Annotated in this window: 12 protein-coding genes; 4 read left to right on the top strand and 8 right to left on the bottom strand. The window is 57.5% G+C overall.

Translation table 11 applies throughout. The features are described 5' to 3' along the window. Entirely contained in the window at positions 1-1524 is a 1524-nt protein-coding gene (locus GGD66_RS11260) for a flavin monoamine oxidase family protein (protein ID WP_409362362.1), read from the bottom strand. A 1973-nt stretch (positions 1525-3497) separates the two neighbouring features. Here GGD66_RS11260 and GGD66_RS11255 point away from each other — a divergent pair. After that, a protein-coding gene (locus tag GGD66_RS11255) for an IS3 family transposase (RefSeq protein ID WP_183258049.1) occupies positions 3498-4687 on the top strand; the annotation gives its coding sequence in 2 pieces (ribosomal slippage) (positions 3498-3747 and positions 3747-4687; 1191 coding nt in all). Positions 4688-6555: 1868 nt separating this feature from the next. Here GGD66_RS11255 and GGD66_RS11250 read toward each other — a convergent pair. Then, a complete protein-coding gene (locus GGD66_RS11250) occupies positions 6556-6699 on the bottom strand; it encodes a hypothetical protein (RefSeq protein ID WP_183257742.1) in 144 nt (47 codons plus the stop codon). A 953-nt stretch (positions 6700-7652) separates the two neighbouring features. Here GGD66_RS11250 and GGD66_RS11245 point away from each other — a divergent pair. From GGD66_RS11245 to asnB, 3 genes are all read left to right on the top strand, one after another. After that, a complete protein-coding gene (locus tag GGD66_RS11245; protein ID WP_183257741.1) occupies positions 7653-8264 on the top strand; it encodes a CDP-alcohol phosphatidyltransferase family protein in 612 nt (203 codons plus the stop codon). Positions 8265-8293: 29 nt separating this feature from the next. After that, positions 8294-9079, top strand: a complete 786-nt coding sequence (locus GGD66_RS11240; protein WP_183257740.1) for a formyltransferase family protein — start codon at positions 8294-8296, stop codon at positions 9077-9079. Positions 9080-9313: 234 nt separating this feature from the next. Further along, complete coding sequence (asnB, locus tag GGD66_RS11235) at positions 9314-11206, top strand: asparagine synthase (glutamine-hydrolyzing) (RefSeq protein ID WP_183257739.1); 1893 nt, start codon at positions 9314-9316, stop codon at positions 11204-11206. A gap of 414 nt (positions 11207-11620) precedes the next feature. On the opposite strand, the gene GGD66_RS11230 is transcribed toward asnB, so the two are convergent. The 6 genes from GGD66_RS11230 to GGD66_RS11205 are packed head-to-tail and all read right to left on the bottom strand — an operon-like array spanning position 11621 to position 17710. Beyond that, positions 11621-12352: a peptidase C39 family protein gene (locus GGD66_RS11230; protein ID WP_183257738.1), complete on the bottom strand. Its 732-nt coding sequence runs from the start codon at positions 12350-12352 to the stop codon at positions 11621-11623. Positions 12353-12361: 9 nt separating this feature from the next. Further along, positions 12362-13267: an ABC transporter permease gene (locus GGD66_RS11225; protein ID WP_183257737.1), complete on the bottom strand. Its 906-nt coding sequence runs from the start codon at positions 13265-13267 to the stop codon at positions 12362-12364. Next, the gene (locus GGD66_RS11220; RefSeq protein ID WP_183257736.1) at positions 13268-14203 is read right to left on the bottom strand and encodes an ABC transporter permease; all 936 of its coding nucleotides are present in this window, start codon (positions 14201-14203) and stop codon (positions 13268-13270) included. A 7-nt stretch (positions 14204-14210) separates the two neighbouring features. Then, on the bottom strand, positions 14211-15080 hold the full coding sequence (locus GGD66_RS11215; protein WP_183257735.1) for an ABC transporter ATP-binding protein: 870 nt from the start codon (positions 15078-15080) through the stop codon (positions 14211-14213). Further along, positions 15081-16097: an ABC transporter ATP-binding protein gene (locus GGD66_RS11210; protein ID WP_183257734.1), complete on the bottom strand. Its 1017-nt coding sequence runs from the start codon at positions 16095-16097 to the stop codon at positions 15081-15083. 56 nt (positions 16098-16153) lie between these two features. Then, positions 16154-17710 (bottom strand): ABC transporter substrate-binding protein, encoded by a 1557-nt coding sequence (locus GGD66_RS11205; RefSeq protein ID WP_246788834.1) that lies wholly within the window; start codon positions 17708-17710, stop codon positions 16154-16156. Positions 17711-17798 lie beyond the last annotated feature (88 nt).

Here is a 17798-nt window from a genome sequence, read left to right as displayed (position 1 = left end):
TCATATCTTGATTACCCGCTCGTGTAGCCGGGCGATGGCATCGAGCGAGGAGAGGATTGCGCCCTCCTGCCAAGCTGGCAGTGCCGACACATGCTCACCGGCGAGCAAGATGCGCCCGTCGATCCGACACAGATTGCGGTAGTGCTGTTTGCGGGCGTCCTCGGACCAGTGGCCACTACAGCCTAGCGCGAATGGTACCCGGTGCCAAGCGACCGCGATGCCGTTCTCGAACTCGGCCCTGTATTGAGGATGGATGGCTGCGCCGAACTCGACCGCGCGCGCCACGCGCTCATCCGGCGGCATAGCGGTGAACTCGAAGGAATCGGCGCCCTCGAAAAGATAAGCACCGAGCAGGATGCCACGTCCGCTTTTGTTGTAACCGGTGTTGGGATAGCCGATCTCGTGGATTGGCAAATCTGTGTAGCTGGTGCCGCCATAGATCGCTTCGTCCTCCTCCCAGAATCGTCGTTTAAACTGCAGCCCGACTTTCACTGATGCTCCATAAGGCACGGCGTCTATAGCCGCCTTCATCGCGGCGCTGACATTAATCGGCAGTTGGCTCAGAATCGACAACGGGATCGTGCACACGCACCAATCGGCAGTGATATGTTGCGGCGCCTGCGCGGGATTGTTGGCATCCACATAAGTCACTGTGACGCCCCCGACGTTCTGCCAAATTTCCGTGACCCTTGCATTATATTGGATGAGTCCGCCGAGTTCCCGCGCGAAAGCCTTGCCGATCATATCCATGCCGCCGATCGGCTGGAACATTGTCGTCTGCAGTTCGTAGTGAGCGAAATTCCAAAAATGGCGCCACAGTTGCGACCTCAATATTTCTGAGAGTGCTAACGGCTCGCTGGGGACGGGAGTCGCGGATAACCCCCCGCCGGGCGGTTCGGCATAGCCGCGACGTCGGGATGCAATCAGGCCCTCTTTGTACTCGTAGTTATGATCAAGTGCGCCCCACGATTTCAGTGCAAGGAGCAGGATTTCCTTGTCCTCCATGGAGACGCCCTGGTCCAATCCGCCCTGGTCTGCGACTTTCGCAAGCAGTTCAGAAATTTGACCCTGGAAATCGGCTTTCACTGCGCGGATCCGCTGCGGCGCCCCCCCGAATGCGCGGGAGGCGTGGAGATAGGCATTGTGATTGACCTGGATGAAAGGCTCGAGTGCAACGCCAAGCCGCTTGCAATAATCCAACAAGGCTCGATGATGATATGGAATCCGCCACGGCCCTGGATCAAGATAAAGTCCGTCCTCGAAAGCACAGGTCTGCCTGAATCCACCAAGTTCAACATAAATATCGCCGCCGCGGAGCGTCCAATTTCGACCGCCGGGGCGGTCGTTGAACTCCAGCATCCGGACCTTATAGCCCGCCTTGCGTAGCTCCAGCGCGGCCGTCATGCCAGCGAGGCCCGCACCGAGAATGAGTACGGAGGCGCCTTTGGCATCCCCGTCCAGCCGGATAGGTCCTGTGTAGCGAGATTCAGAGGCAAACCCAAGCGCAGTCATCATGTGGTACATTGCAGCGCTGCCTGCCACGGTACCAATCAGGGAGAGCAAATCGCGTCGCCGCACTGTGATAGGCCCATTCTGCATTGGCATTCGATCGCCCCAAAGTGGCTCAGGCTGCATCTCTCATAGAAACGAGAGGCTGCCTGCATAAGAACGCTGGGACGGCTCAAGGGGTGCCTTAGACCCCGATATCCCTCGGAATTAAAGCAACGCGCGCAGAGAAGGCTGGGTAAACGGACGCGCGAATTCTCAGCTGCTCGATAATGAGAATCAGGTTGCCGCTTAGCATAGCATTCTCCTGGTGTTTCTCACCGGAAACGAAGCATGATTTGGGCCGGCGTCAGGCAAAGCAGGCCGATGCCTCTTTTCGGCGCATGTCTCAATTCAAACAGTTTGGTATGTTGCAGACATCAGCCACGACTAAGCAGGTTAGTCTGTTCAGCGAATTGGATAAAGCGAAGGGGGGCCTCCGGATCTGCATTGTCCTTCGTTCCCAACAGCACCAGAAGCTTGGCGATGTTTGCCGTGCCGACGCTCGCCACAAATCCAAGTTCGCAAATGCAAGCGCTGGTTACGCTTCCTCCTCAGTATCTCCTCGTCCTCCCAAGTTATGCTAGAGCCAGGGAAAGAAGCGTGTCGACTCCTTAGTCTTGTGAAGGTTTGTAGGTTCGTCACCAATCGACACATTTCACTTCGAGAGCTTCGAAAGCTAACTTGGAGTGAGGTTCGATCTTCCGCCTGAACCTGAACGACCCGGCTTTCATTGCTGTCAAACTGCAGGGGAGGCTTTTGAACAGCCTGACCCGGTACGCAAATCGAGCGTCATAGCCTTCGGATCTGCAGCGAAGGTGCCGAAGCCAAGCCCGCTGGAATTCCGCTCGACTATATCGTGGCATATCCCTTCGACCGCCCTCGCTGCTTGGTGCAGCGTGACCACTTAGCGAGCGCCCGCGAACTGATAGACATCTGAGCGAACTGGTTCATCAAGCAAGGGCGCTCCATGAGATTTGCCCGCTAGTGATACCGTACGACGGCATCTCGGATGCGCCCCTCGAGGAGTCCTTCCAACTCGTCAACTTTGCTTCAACAGCATTGGCACGGCCGTTGCTTCAGCGGGGTATCGATATGGACTGAATTCGAGTGCGCCAAACGTCGGGCGGAGTACCACGTTCGTTGTTGTGCGACGGCCTGACGCTCGCGACAAGAACGGCAATCCTGATCCGTTCGACTCCGGAGGTAACCTTGAGACCGAACCCCGCCCGGTATGGGCCCCGTTCCTCCGAACGGCAAGGAGTGCAGCTTGTTTGACGAAGCTTCTGACGTTGGCGTGGAGGAGCGCCTTAGGGTGGCGCAGTCACCGAACTCGACTGAGTCAGGTTGCTTGATTGCAAAAGTGGTCACGTTTCAGAAGTTGCGACCAGCGCTACCGCCATGCGCGACTGCGCTGTGCGTACAAGAAGGGAAATAGAAGCGGCGATCATTCCGTCAGAGAATGGCAAAATTGATAAGGATTGCCAGGATCGGTTCTTTGATCTTTGCCCGAGGTATGGCGTCGTTTATGGACGACCAGAAAGGTGCAGACAAACACGAAGTGCCTGACTACGAGCGTCGGAGAGTTCAATTTATTGTACCCGGCCTGACCAGGCGCTGACTTAGTGTCAAGTTGATGCTCAAGAACCGTTTCGCTGCGATCAGCAAATCGCGCGTCTTGTCAGGGTTCCAGCGTCCTTTCCATGGCCTGTGCGCCGACACAGAAAGCCGCTAACTCAGAAGTAAGAAGCGAGTCCTGAGTTATGAACAAATGGTTGCCTCTTCGCTTAGCCAACCCGACCATCCTAGATCAACTGAACCGAGCGGAGAATCGGCCATCAGGTTTTGATTATCTTCGGATTTTTCTGTCGATCATCGTCATCTGCGTTGACCTTGCCCCACGGGCATAATCCAGTTTGAAGTTCGTTCTGGCCCACGACAAGGACCAGAGCATGAAGCGCAGCCGCTTTTCGGAAGAGCAGATCATCGGGATTTTGAAGGAGCACGAGGCCGGCGTTTCGGTTGCCGACCTGTGCCGCAAGCACGGCGTCAGCGACGCCAGCATCTACAAATGGAAGGCGAAGTTCGGCGGTATGGAGGTGTCGGAGGCTAAGCGGCTGAAGGCACTGGAGGATGAGAACACGCGGCTGAAGCGGCTGCTGGCGGATGCCATGCTCGACAATGTCGCGCTGAAGGACTTGCTGGGAAAGAAATGGTGACGCCCGCAGCCAAGCGGAAAGCTGTCGCCCATCTCATGGATGCCCACGGGATGAGCGAACGGCGGGCGTGTAAAACCATGGGCAGCTGCCGCATGACCGTGAGGTACAAGACGATCCGGACGGACGATGGCGGCCTTCGCCAGCGCATGAAGGCGATCGCGCACGAGCGCCGCCGCTTCGGCTATCGGCGCGTGCATGTCCTGCTCGAGCGGGAGGGCTATAGGGTCAACCACAAGAAGCTGTTCCGGCTGTACCGGGAAGAGAAGCTTGCAGTGCGCCGCCGTGGCGGCCGCAAGCGCGCCATCGGGACCAGGGCGCCGATGACGGCGCCGATGGCGCCGAACGAGCGCTGGTCGCTCGACTTTGTGTCGGATCAGCTGACCTGCGACCGCCGCTGTCGCGTCCTCACCGTGGTCGATGACTGCACGCGCGAGTGCCTGGCGCTGGTGGCCGATACCTCGCTCTCCGGCTTCCGTGTGGCGCGGGAACTGGACCGGCTGATGATCGAGCGCGGCAAGCCGAAAATGGTGGTCAGCGACAACGGCAGCGAGCTGACCAGCAACGCCATCCTGACATGGGCGGATCAGAGCCGCGTCGCCTGGCACTACATTGCGCCGGGCAAGCCCATGCAGAATGCGTTCATCGAGAGCTTCAACGGCCGGCTGCGGGATGAATTGCTGAACGAGACGCTGTTCACGTCAGTGGCCCAGGCTCGCGTCGCACTCGGATGCTGGCGGGCCGATTACAACGATGCCCGACCCCACTCGCAGCTCGGATGGAAAACGCCCTCCGAGTTCGCCTTCACCTCTCACCCGCGCCGGGATCTGGCGCTGCGCTATGCCGAAGGCTCCGCGCCAGCTCCCGTCGCTCCCACCGCCCAACCGGGCAAATCCAACGACCGGAGCGAACTCAGGATTGGATAAAACTTGGGGGCAAGGTCAGCGTCCATAGCATATCGATATGCTACGGGATGCAGGTTCACTTGGAGATGTGGGGTGGCCCGCTACATCCGATCCTGAAATTCGTCGTTCCATGCTTGAGTGGTTTCCTGGTCGCGGGAAGTTTGGAACGGAACACGGTCCCCGCATTTCTTACGCTTAGGTTCCAGCCCTTAGCTTTGAGACGCTAATTTCCGCCCTCGTGTTGGGCGCACTCCTAACGTCACTGTCGATAATTGACTACTTATCCGATCCAGAATTCTGGCGCTATATGGGCAGTATCGTAGGCTGGGTGCACATCTATCTTCCCGGCGTCTTCGAGAACCGGCCTCCTCCCAATTATGTGAATGGATCAATTTGGACTATTCCCTATGAACTGAAGTGCTATGCTGTAATTGCGGCTCTGGGAATAGCTGGGCTCACCAAGAAACCGGGCCTTTTCACGAGCCTAGCTATCCTAGCGATGCTCGCTTTTTCGGCAAAAGGTGTCACCTCCCCCTCCTACGGCGTCAGCCACGGCGAGATGATCCTTCCTTTCATGTTCGGAGTTGCAATCTATCTCGTCCGGAACATGCTGCCGTTTTCGCTCGCGCTATTCGTTCTGAGCTTCACATTGTCCTTGGTGCTCTTCTCCTGCAACTCGATGTCTTACCTCGAGGCACCGTTCGTCGCCTACTCAACAATATATATATGGGGCTACTCAACCCAACGCGAATGCGATGGGTGCGCGGTGCCGATTATTCATACGGTATCTACATTTACGGCTTCCCATTCCAACAGGCGGCGTTCCAATTGCTTCCAGGCGGGAGCTTCTGGGTGTTGAAACTCGTCTATGGCCTCCTTTCTTCAGGTGCAGCAGCGTATCTCTCCTGGATGTTTGTCGAGAGAAAAGTCTTGGAGCGGCGCTCGGCCGTACTATTTCACGTCGAAAAGTTCAGAAAGTGGCTTTGGTTACATTTTAGGCGATGGTTGAGTGCTGTTCGCAGCTTTATGTGGTAGGCCAGCTAAGACGTTCGCGAACTGGGGGTTGACCACCGCCCACCAGCGCGTGAGTCGTTGTTAGCCTACGAAGAGATGCCGCACAGTAACTCGCGGTGAGGCGATAACAGTTAATGGTCCGTTCTGGAAAGAAAAACGCGTCTTTCCCGCCAGCGTGCATGAGGCGGTGGCGCCAATTGCGCGGTTAATGTTCAACGTTGATTTAAATGTCAAAGCTGCAGATCGCCCCGTCATCTGAGCATTCAATCTGGCAGAACCAGATCTGAGTTCAAGGGCCCCGACTGATCATGGCGCGACCTGTTTTGGTGAAGGGAGTTCGCAGGTCTACTGCGCCGGAAGCGTTTCTTTAGTCGTTTTGTTACGGCTCGGTCTATATTCGACGTGTGTGGCCGGCACGCGGCGTCGTCCAGCGGTCATAGAGGTTGGGCCCATTTGCTTGGGTCGAACGAGCGACTTTCGATTCAACTCGCTGGACAGGTTGGCCGTTCTGAAGGCGGGTCCCAGTAAGCTTGATGAATGTGCCGACTGATAGAGACGACCAGCATACGATTCCCACGGCAGGCTGGGCGGTACTCTCAGTTGGCCTCCATCGTCGAGTTGACGCTCGAGGCGCGACCGTCGGCTCTGGATCGATCGGCTGTCAGGTGGCCTGGAGGAAGGCGGACAAATTATGTCGGTAGCCGACGGTGAGCGACGCCAACGCCACCCGGCATACGCTTCCGGCTCATCGACCCTTGGGAAGACGACGCTCGTCGTGGACCGGGTGCAGGTCTGGTCCCGAAGACCTTTCATGGTCATGGTGGCAGGCCTGACTTTTGCGTCCGGCGAAGTGACACGGGCTTCCACCTGCTTATCTAGATCGTCTTCCTCCTGTCGATCTCTTTCGCCCCCTTGAGCGTCTTTCTGTCATTCTTCAGCTGTTTTGCTGGGGCGATGGTCTGATGGGTGCGGTCGTCGATCCAGAGATGCCGGCTTCTTTGCGCCGGCATCTCGTTCACCGATCCCATCGGCCGGCCACAGCGTTGTGGTGATCGTTGGCGCAACATTGGAAGTTGCTAACGCGTCGGAGTACGGCTGTGGATCTGCTGCGCACTGATGAGGCCCGTGGGCCACGCGGCGGCTGCCTGGGCAGCCAAGTGCGACCCGCAGGACGTCGTGCGCCGTCACCTCCGCTATTCGTCTACCCAAAATATCAGGCTTCCATGCTCAACCTCGCCGAATATCGCAATCGCCGTGCCGGTCTTGCCCTCTCCACCTTGGGCGGCTTTGGTCCAACGAGGTGTGGTCCTCAACAAGGAGGGACTCGAACTCGGCCCGTGACTTCTTGTTTTGCAGCACCGGTCGCGCCGAAAGATACGGCATCAAAACACTTCGCTGATCGCGCCGAACGCACCTTGTTGAATTCTGAAGTGTCTGAATTTGGGGGCATCACGCCGAGCTCGACGTTAGTGCGCATTCGGGAGAGCCGTGGTGTGCGAGAGAGGGCGATCAACTGGACGGTCCAACTGCAGCGCCGAATGGGAGACGTATCTCGGCTTCGGCAGGCCAAAGCTCTAAATGACAGATGCCGCCGCGCTGGGAAGCCGCACGTTGGGATTACCGGTACTTTGGTCTCGATCATCGCGATCGCGACCGCCATTCGCGCCGGTGTTCCGCCCATTTGCGTCTTGCCTGGGGTGTGTCAACAAGCGCCCGCTAGCGGTTCTTTCGAGGCGATTGAACAGCAGGGTCAAGGTAGCCGACCACAGTTCGGGTCCGCCTCGTCACCACATTCGCATGATGGGAAGAGGTGCACGTCTAAGCTCGCGGAACCACTAAGCTGACCTACCAGAACCGGTAGTTTGCGGATGTTTCGGACCTGGCCCAATTTAAGTTGCAGCTGCGGTTTGCAACCAGCCGCAAGGGCTGAGAATTCGATCGCTCTCGGCAGAAAGAGTAACATCGAGGTTCGATGATCGCATATCTATCTGACCGCGCAAATGCCGTTACTGCCGTGGGGCTCCTGTGTTCTGGTGCTGCGATGGGGCTCGTCGTGAAAGGACACTATGAGGCGGGAGTGGTGCTCGGGCTCTGCGCGATCATCGCTGATGACGTGGATGGCGAAATTGCCCGGCGCACCAAGAATCGAACGATGGCCACCAAAGCCATTGGTAAAGCTCTCGATGCATTCTCGGACCTCATCTTTGGATCGGTGATCCCGGCAATCGTTATTGCGTCTTTCATCGAATCTCCAGCATCTGCGGTGTTTACAGCGTTCCTGTTATTGATCGGGGCTGTTCGCCTGGCATATTTTGCCCACTTCGGATTGGACGATCACGGTTATTCGACCGGTCTACCTCTCTCTCACGCTCTGCCAGCGCTCGCGGCGATCTTGTTAGTTGACCACACTATTGCGCCGCTTGAGTTAGGTGTCGTCCTTCCGGCCGTCTTTGTACCCCTATCGTTGCTCCACATCGCCCCATTCAAGATCAAAGCAACAGGCACTCTTGTGCATGTGTTCACGATTGGCGTAGCGGTCACTGCGTCCGCCGGGCTGTTGATGACGAGCAGAGCGGGCCAATAGTCGCGCTTAAAAGGTCATAAGGGCGGGAAATGTCGAGCTTAACTAACCGCGTGGTATTTGCCGGAACCAGGGGGCTTGCAACCCGCTGTCTTCTGTTTGTCATCGAGACCTGCGGCAAAGACCACGTCGCGGGCGTTCTCGGCGCTTCCCGGTACGAGAAAACATGGTGGCGGCATGAGACCAGTGAGGAGCTTTGGGAAGTCGCGGAGCGGTTCGGAATACCGTTTTTCGAGTCGATAGACGATGTTCCTCCTATCGGAAAGTTTCTCGTAAGCGTCTTGTGGAACAAGGTGTTTCCGCCCCATATCCTTACACGTTTTGACGGAGGAGGCATTAACCTTCATCCGGGCCCACTCCCCGAATATCGCGGCAGTTTTGCGCGGACGCATGCCATACTCAATGGCGAGAAGAGCTTCGGGGTGACTGTCCACTATCTGTCGGAGCGAGTGGACAGGGGCGATATTATCGGCGAGTTGCAGTTCCCCGTGCTGCCTTTAGAGACAGCTCTTTCTCTGGATACCAGAGCGCAACTTTATGGCTACGCGCTCTTCTGCCAGGTGTGGTTGCGTTTGTTGGACGGATCGGCGACCTGTCGCTCACAAGACGAGTTGATCGCTCAAGAGAAGCGCAAGGCTTGCTTCTATCCCATGCGCATGATGACCGCACTTTTGGATTCGACGGACGTTCCACGCAGCGCCGAAGAACTCGATCGGCTCTACCGCGCTCTGTATCTTCCACCACGCATTGAGCCTCCGAAGTGGCTCGTCGAACGAGTCCTGACCAACTCGGTTGGGACGCTCACAAGGGGTGTTTAGCCTTTAGGGATAAGATTTCACTTGGTGCGCACCGCGGCAAGTAGTCCGGAATATTTGAGACCGCGCTTTTGGGCCCGCGAAGACCAGAGTATTGCCTACGAATTGGCGCTCGTTGACTGAACGTGGTCTTAGCTTCTGGAGGTTGTTTTTGTAGCCTCCAGTCTATCGAGAGCTGCCGGAGAGCCGACGCCTCGACGGTATGGCAGCCGGCTTAGCACGCGGAGGAGGCTAGCTGTGTGTGGGATTTGCGGAGTCATCGGACGGATTGCTGATAAGTCAGTGGCCGAGCGGAACCTTGGGCGTTGCGCTCAGGCGCTGGCCCATCGGGGGCCCGACGCGAGTGGCAATTACGTGACGTCTTCCTTTGGCTTTGCGCATCGAAGGCTCGCGATCATCGATCCGGATCCCAGGTCAAATCAGCCGTTTCTCGATGAGGAGTTCGGGCTAGCCGTCACCTATAATGGGGAGATCTACAATTATCGTGAGTTAAGGCAGGACTTGCTCCGGCGCGGATACCGATTTCGCACAGAGTCGGATACGGAAGTACTTTGCAAGGCATTCGCTTGTTGGGGGATCGATAGCGTCAAACGCCTGCGGGGAATGTTTGCTTTCGCAATCTACGATCAAAAGACGGGGACAGCGTTCCTTGTCAGAGATCGGCTCGGAATTAAACCGCTATATTACGCTTGCGCAGATAACGGCGTTGTCTTTGCTTCTCAGCCCTCCGCCATCCTGCATTGGCCAGGAGTCCGTTCAAAGCTCGATCCGGTTGGATTATCGAGCTTCCTGTCCTACCGTGCCGTCTTCGGCGAAAGGACGCTATTTGCAGATATTCGAAAGCTGCAACCTGGAACCTGGCTCAAGATTACGGCGAAATCTCGCGAGTATACGCGTTGGTGGTATCCTGCCTGCCTCGATGACGGTGGTGATTGCAGTTCTCTCGAAACGTTGATCGGCGGCGCTGTGGAGGAACATTTGTTGCCGCACAGCCCAGTCGCGGCGCTGCTTTCCGGAGGGCTCGACTCCAGCGTGTTGGCTTACGAGCTTACAAGGCACTCTGCACAAAGGCCGACGTGCTTCACTGGAGTCATATGCGATGATGTATACGATGAAAGCCCTTATGCGGTCGAGGTCGCGAAATCTCTCAAGCTAGCCCACGTCTTGGTCCGGTTGCCTGGGGCAACGAGCCTGGATGTCGTTAAGCGCCTTACCACACTACGTGGTCATCCAGTCGGCATGCACAACGAAGCGGCGATGTATTTGCTTGCTCGAGCAGTCAGCCACTCTCACAAGGTTCTCCTTACCGGCGAAGGTGCCGACGAGATATTCCTTGGATACAGCCGGATTTTCAGATTGCCCTTTGACCTTCGTCGACAGGGGTTGCTGGCTGCTTTGCCAGATGTCATTGGCCGCCCGGCGCGGCGTCATCTCGGCCTTCCCAAGTTTAAAGCAAGCGAATTCGAACTCTTTCTCGCCCGGTACACTTACTTTCCCCACGCCGAGAAGCTCGAGCTTGCGACATCGGCATGGAGAAAGGACATCGGTCACGATGCGGAGCTGATCGATTGGATGAACAATGCCTATCATTCAGGCGGCGCCACTCCGGTCGAGCGCATAAGGCAATTCTTTGTACGGCATCATCTCCCGGCGCTGCTCGAAATGGTCGACAACACCACAATGGCGGCGGGGGTGGAGTCTCGCGTTCCCTTCACAGACCATCGAATCGTTGCGCTGGCTCTGCGCATGTCGTTCTCAGAACATCTGCGTTGGAAACATGCCTTCGCCCCGTTTCAGGCGGCCTTTGCTCCGATTGAGAAATTTAGCGAAACGCTTGACGTCTCCAAGGCCGTGTTGCGCACTCTTTACCGAGATCGTTTACCGGCAAGTGTGATCACGAGGAAAAAGCTCGGGTTTCCCTTGCCCTTAAGTAAGTGGGCGACAGATCAGAGCTCGGCGCCATTTCGTGACTTAATCTTCAAAGAATCTCCCGCGATCGCTGATTATCTCGATATTGGTGCTCTCCGCCGATGGTATGCTCGCCGCTCTCAAGCAGCAAACGATGCATTCGGAAAGCAACTCTGGCTGATCTGCAATCTGGAGGTCTTCCTTCGTCAACTTTCTTCATAGCTGTTGGTAGGACCGGATGCCGGGGGCCAAGGCAATCGGAAGTGCCGCACCGCTTAGCGGTAAGACGAGCCGATCGGTATAGAAACGGGAGAATGCCAGCTGCCAGAAACGGATGCGCGATCGCACTATCCATTGCGCATGACGCATTCTGAGGAGTGCTGGAACCGCGCTGAACCAGGCTAATGGATTAGGATGCGAGAAGGACGCCGAGAGAGGCCTGTCGTGTTCGCGCGCTCGGCGAAAAAGCTCGTTTTGACGTACACGCGCAAGAATGCAGAACATGCCTCATGGTGGCTGGTTATGCTGCTGCGGACTGCGTGTATACCGGCGCTGCCGACCGCAGCCGCTCGATGGCACCATTCGAGACCGATTAATCGTGGCTATAGGTTGGGCTCTTGGCGGCTACCGAATTCATCAGCGTTCGGGACCAATGACGCTCGGCATGTCAGGCCGAGGTTGATGACCAGCATAAATCCGGGGAAGCGGAAGCGCGACATTCGCCATTTTTGGAAGGCCCGCAAGAATGACAGCCTTTTCCCGGTTAGGGCCGAACTCGGTCATACTAGCAAAGCTCGCGTGGTCGACACGCGTGGCAGCATCTGCCTTGGCGGGATCTTTGAGAGGATCATTGAAAAATACGTGATCGGCGTCGGCCCCGGTCACCACCACCCAATGAGTGATCGTCCTAGCTTCGAACTCAATGCTAACCATCACGATGGGATACCAGCCCACCGCCATCCATTTCGAGACGTCGTCAAGGCTGTAAGTGCCAAGATGGACGGGGATGTCGCGCTGGTATGCTTCGGCGAGATCTCGCTCCTGGAGAATCTGCATCACCTCTATCTCGCCGCCTTGTGAAGCGCGGGACTGAAGAAACAGTCCATCATGGCTCACGACAACAAGCGCTGCGAAGCCGCGGCGTTTAAGGGCCAATGCCAGACCAACTGGTCCGCAGCCGCCGTGAATGGTCGTTGCCTCTCGCCAGATCTCGAGCTCAGCTGTTTCATTCGGCTGATATCGCTCGTCCAGCGCGGACATGACCATCATCAGGGAGGATGGTCCACAGGTGAACTTCCTCTTTTGCCGATACAGAGGAACGTTTCTGACCATTTGATTCGATGCGCTTTCGAGGTCCGGACCCGACATGACGTCTCCTCAGATGGACGTGAAAGAAGTTGAGCGAGGTCCCGTCTGGCGCAGCGCCTCGCTGATTGTCATGAGAGCAATTGCTGTAGCTGCGATGACGAGCCCGGGCGCGAGGGCGATCCACCAGGCGGTCATCAAATAGTCTCTGCCGTATCCCACCATATTGCCCAAGCTGGACATCGGCGGTTGTATCCCCAGCCCCAGAAAGCTCAGGATGCTTTCCAAGAGAACCGTCTCAGTGAGCCCAAGGGTCATGCCGACCACGAGGGTAGGTGCGCAGGCTGGGAGAATATGTCTTGCGTAGATATGGACCCGCGACGCGTTGTAGGTCCGCGCCGCCGTTACATGGAGCCGATTGCGCGCCGTTAAAGCCAGTCCTCTCGCGATGCGGGCGTGGCGTTCCCAACCGTGCAAGCCCACAAGACACACAAAGAGTGCCAGCGAATTGCCAAATATCGTTATGACAAGCAGTGCAGTCATCATGAACGGCACGGCCGCCTGCATGTCGACCAGTGCCATCACTCCCTCGTCGGCTAAGCCGCCAAGCTCGGCAGCGAGGAAGCCCAACGAAACGCCCAGCAGGGTACTAATAAAGGTCCCGCCCACCGCAACGAGCATGCTGATTTGGATCGAATATATCAAACGAGCCAACACGTCCCGACCGAGCTCGTCGGTGCCCAACAAATGGTCCAGCGTGCCGCCGAAGAATAGTGGTGGCGAAAGCCGTACATCCAAGGAGATCTGTGCTGGATGATAGGGGGAGATCACCTGGGCGAGTGCGGCAATCAACAGACATCCGACAACCCATATCGCGGCAACATGGAGTCCTATTTTGGGTGGCTTACGCGCACCGCGTCGAGCTTTCGGACCACGAAAGATGTTCCAAGTCCATTCACGCGCCCAGACGGTGCTCATCTAAGTCTCCGAGGATTTCGACCGCGGATCGAGCCAGGTGTATCCGAGATCAACGGCCAGGTTGGTGATGATCATCGCAGTGCCAGCAAGCAGGACAATTGCCTGCACCACTGGAACATCCCTGTTTCCGACGGATGTGACGAAGAGGTTTCCGATACCCGGCCATGAGAAGACCGTCTCGACCACCGTCGAACCAGTTACCGCTCCGCCGATGAGCAGGCCAAGTATGGTCAGGATGGGCACCGCCGCATTGGGCAATACGTGGTGGATCAATATCCGCCAGAACGGAATGCCGCGCGCAAACGCGGCCAACACATACCGGCTGTCCAGCGATTCGCGAACGGCGACGCGGGTGTAGCGGGCAAGCAGGGCGGAGCTTGTGGCCGCCATGGTTACTGCCGGCAGAACCAAGCTGCGCCAGCTATCCGCACCGCCGGTCGGCAACCAATTGAGGTGAATTGAGAACACCAGCGTCAGGACGATCGCCAAGAAGAAGCTCGGAACGCACAATCCCATGACGGTTCCGATCGTGCACGCACGGCCTATGAAGCTCGACGGAAACACCGCGGCAGCTATTCCTCCGGCAACGCCCGTGATCGCCGCCAAGGTAAGAGCGGAGCAGGTGAGTATCAGCGTCAATGGAAGGTGGCTGATGACCACACCGAGCGCATCCTGTCGATAGACGTAAGAGACGCCTAAGCTTCCTCGGACCACGTCATGGAGGTAGGCCAGGTATTGTGCCAGGATCGGGCGGTCGAGCCCCAATTCGCCGGAGTAGGCGGCGCGCATGTCCGCCGTCGCGTCCGGCCCAAGTAAGACGGTTACCGGATCGCCCGCGCAGCGCATAAGAATGAATACGCTTGTTACCATTAGAACGAGCGTGACCAATGCGCGGGCAATTTTCCTCGCAAGTACCTTCTGGACGTTGCGCCTCATGCGGCTATCACCTCTCCGCCGGCGAGTGCCGACGCCCTGCTGGCCGGGAACAAGGCTCAGAATTGGGTACCGCCTCGAGTAGGGACTTCATGTAATCCGTCTTTGGTTCGAGCAGCACCTCATCGCGTGAACCGCTCTCAACGATGCTTCCGCGCTTCAAGACGGTGATCTCTGAGCAGAGATAGGCAACGGATCTGATATCATGACTTATGAATAAGAGGGACAGGCCCCGGCTCTCACGCAGATCCGACAGAAGGTTCAGGATCTGAGCTTGAACGGTCATGTCGAGCGCGGAGACGGGCTCGTCACAAATCAGAACCTCGGGATCGAGAATAAGCGCCCGCGCTATATTGACCCGCTGCGCCTGTCCGCCGCTTATCTGATGCGGTAACTTGCCAAGGATGTCGCCCGATAGGCCGACGGCGGAAATTGCCGCAGCAAGCCGAGCCTCACGATCCGAAGACTTCATTTTGAAGTTCACAAGCAGAGGCGCGATAATTTGTTTGCCGATCGGGGAGGCTGGGTTCAGTGCGTCGAGAGGGTTCTGAAAGACAGGTTGGACACGGCGGCGGAACGCAGCCAATCGATCCGGCGTCAGCAGCTCGCCCTCAAAAAAGATCTGGCCCGCTTGTGGCGCTGTCAGCCCAAGCAGAAGCTTCGCAATTGTGCTTTTGCCGCTGCCGGACTCCCCGATCAACCCATGGGCTTTCCCACGGCGGATGATCATGTTGATCTTGTGCAGCCTCGAGCCGCCAAGGACCTCCGCAAAGGACTGCCGAGCAGCCGGGTAGCAAAAATTGACATTGCGCAGCTCTAGAATGGGTTCGCAGGACGCGCGCGCTGTACGAGCGTGAGGAGCCTCGATCGGCAATGCCATTCATGCCTCCAAGTTGTGGCATGCGACCACTTGTTGTGGAATGCCCTGCAAGGTGGGCCTGGTGTGCCGGCAAATGTCCGACGTTCCGGAGCACCGAGATGCGAAATTGCAGCCGGCCTGGCGCTGAGTAGGTTCAGGGAGGGTACCTTCAGGGCTGTGCAGACGCCGGGGGTGCCCCGAAAGTGGGGGGACAGCGGAGAATAGCGCGCGCGTATAGGGGTGTAGGGGAGTTCGAGCGACGAGATCGGCGCGCCCGATTTCGACCAACTGGCCGGCGTAGAGGACGCCGATACGATCCGACCGCTGCAGGGCAACGCCCAGGTCATGGGTCACAAAGAGGATTGCCATGTCTGAGCGCAGCCGCTCGAGCAAGTCAAGGATCTGCTTTTGCGTGGTGACGTCGAGAGCCGAGGTCGGCTCGTCTGCGATGAGAAGCTTCGGCTTCATCGCGAGCGCCATTGCAATCATGAGGCGCTGATTCATTCCGCCGGACATCTCGTGCGGATATTTCCTCATCGTCTCATTGGGATCATCGATCCCCACATCGCTAAGTAGATCTGCAGCTCTTTCGCTCGCCTCTTTCTTGCTCAAGCCGCCGATCATCTGGACAGTCTCGCGAAGCTGGAATCCAATGTTCCGAACAGGGTTAAGATATAGACTTGGCTGTTGGTAGATCATTGCGCGCCGGCGCCGATTGACATCGGAAAGAGGCCTGCCTTCGATGTGAATATCGCCGAGACATTTCAGCTCGGAACTTGCTACTCCCATGATGGTCGAACACAGCACGCTTTTTCCGCTGCCGGTTTCGCCGACAAGCGCGAAAAACTCACCCTTCCGCAGCTCGAACCGAACGGCGTCCAGGAGGCGGGTCTCGGGTCGGTCTGCAAGAACAACCGTCAATCCAGTAATGCTCAGGAGCGGCGGGCTGCCAGCCGCCGTGGCTGGGCGCCCGGCATTCCCTTGCTCAAAACTTTGGAAAAAAGGTGCTTCAAGTGCATGCGAACTGGTTTGGTCCATGATTCCATCTTCCGAGCAGACAATAGTCCTCTGCGTCTGGCCCAAGGCGTTCTCAGCTAGACGTTGATTGCGCCCGGCCGAAAATCCATCAAACCGGTTGGCGTCGGTGTCCACTTGATGTTGGCGCGCTTTCCGAAGAACTCGCCAAGCGAATGCAGCACCGTTCCTGGTGGATCAATCTCGTCGAATATGTCCAGCATCTCTTGATAGGCAGCTCGCCTTGCGGCCGGGTCCTGCGCCGTCAGCAAAGTCGTCTCCAGCACATTGAATCTGTCGTTCCGCCAATACCCACCCCTCTGAAAGTTGCTCTGTGACCCCCAGCGCGAGACGAACGATGCTGTGGGATCGGGGTAGTATGTCCCATCAGACGAGTTGTTCACACCGCGGCCCAGACGGTCTTCGACTTGGGCCCAATTCTCTTTCATTTGGATATCGACGTTGAGGCCGACAGCCCTCCACATTGCCGCGATGGCTTGAGTTTCGATAAGCTCGGCCGTGTAATAGTTGCCGACCGTTTTGAAAGGAATTGCTGCCCCGTTATAACCGGCTTCGGCAAGAAGTCGCTTCGCCTCTTCCGGATTGTGCCGTGGGATTGGCCGGTCAGGATTGTAGAGAGCGCCGTAAGCAGGGTGTTGATGGGAAGGCGGCACACTTATGCGTTTGCGCCAAATACTGTTGACAATGGTCTTCCTGTCGATCGCCAGATTCATGGCGCGCCTGATGCGCGGATCCCGCAGCACCTCATTGGTCGTCGAATCATAGACCAGCGTGCGGAAGGACATCGTGTCGCCGCCAACCACGTCCAATCGCTTGTCCGCGGCGAGGATATCGAACTGATCCGGCGCAACGGTTGTGATGATATCGAAGTCGCCAGCGCGAAGGCCGGCGACGCGTGCCGCCGGCTCCCGCACCATCCGAAACTCGATCCCCTTCAGCGGCGGCCTTCCACCCCAGTATCCCTCGTGCGCCTCGAGACGTATGTAGCGGTTTTCGACGGCCTCAACGACCCTGTACGGCCCCGCCGCTATGGGAGCCCTGGCCCATTGATCGAATGTCGCCGCCTTCAGATAGGCCGATTTCGAGACGATGCCGGCTCCATAGGAGGTCAGGCGCTTGACGAAAACAGGATCGGGCGCCTTGGTGCTGAACTCGACAGTATATCGGCCGGTTGCCCGCACCGTGCTCATCGATGGAAAGCTGATCTGGCCAACGCCAAAACCCGGACTGTCCTTTGCCAACATACGCTCCGCGCCGAAAGTAAATGCGACGTCCTCGGCCGTTAACTCTTCACCGTCGTGGAATCGAACTCCTTTCCGCAGAGACACGCGATATGTGGTGCTGTCGAGCGCCTCGATGCTTTCAGCCAACATCGGCCGGATCTGCCCGTCCCGTTGATAGTCGATTGCAAAGAGCTTGTCGTAAATGCTCTCGAGCACCCGGAAGCTCACGAGCGCCGTAGCACGGGGATGGAGCGGATCGAGCTCGACGCGCAGATCCTGCATTGCGATCCGCAGTGCCGTCCGGCCCGCGTCTTGGGCAAAAGCAGAGGTCGATGGAAGCAAGCTCAGCCCACCGACCAATTTGAGTACCGCGCGCCGATCACAGGTATTCATCACACATCTCTTCTTAGTTGCACAAACCATTGAGTGCCGAGCTTCTGAACCATGCAGCTTCGCCTGCTCACGCTCGCGCCGGGCGGAC

Origin of the sequence: Bradyrhizobium sp. CIR48 (assembly GCF_014198315.1) — a bacterium.
Taxonomy (GTDB): Bacteria; Pseudomonadota; Alphaproteobacteria; order Rhizobiales; family Xanthobacteraceae; genus Bradyrhizobium.
This window is presented reverse-complemented; position numbering and strand designations above follow the sequence as displayed.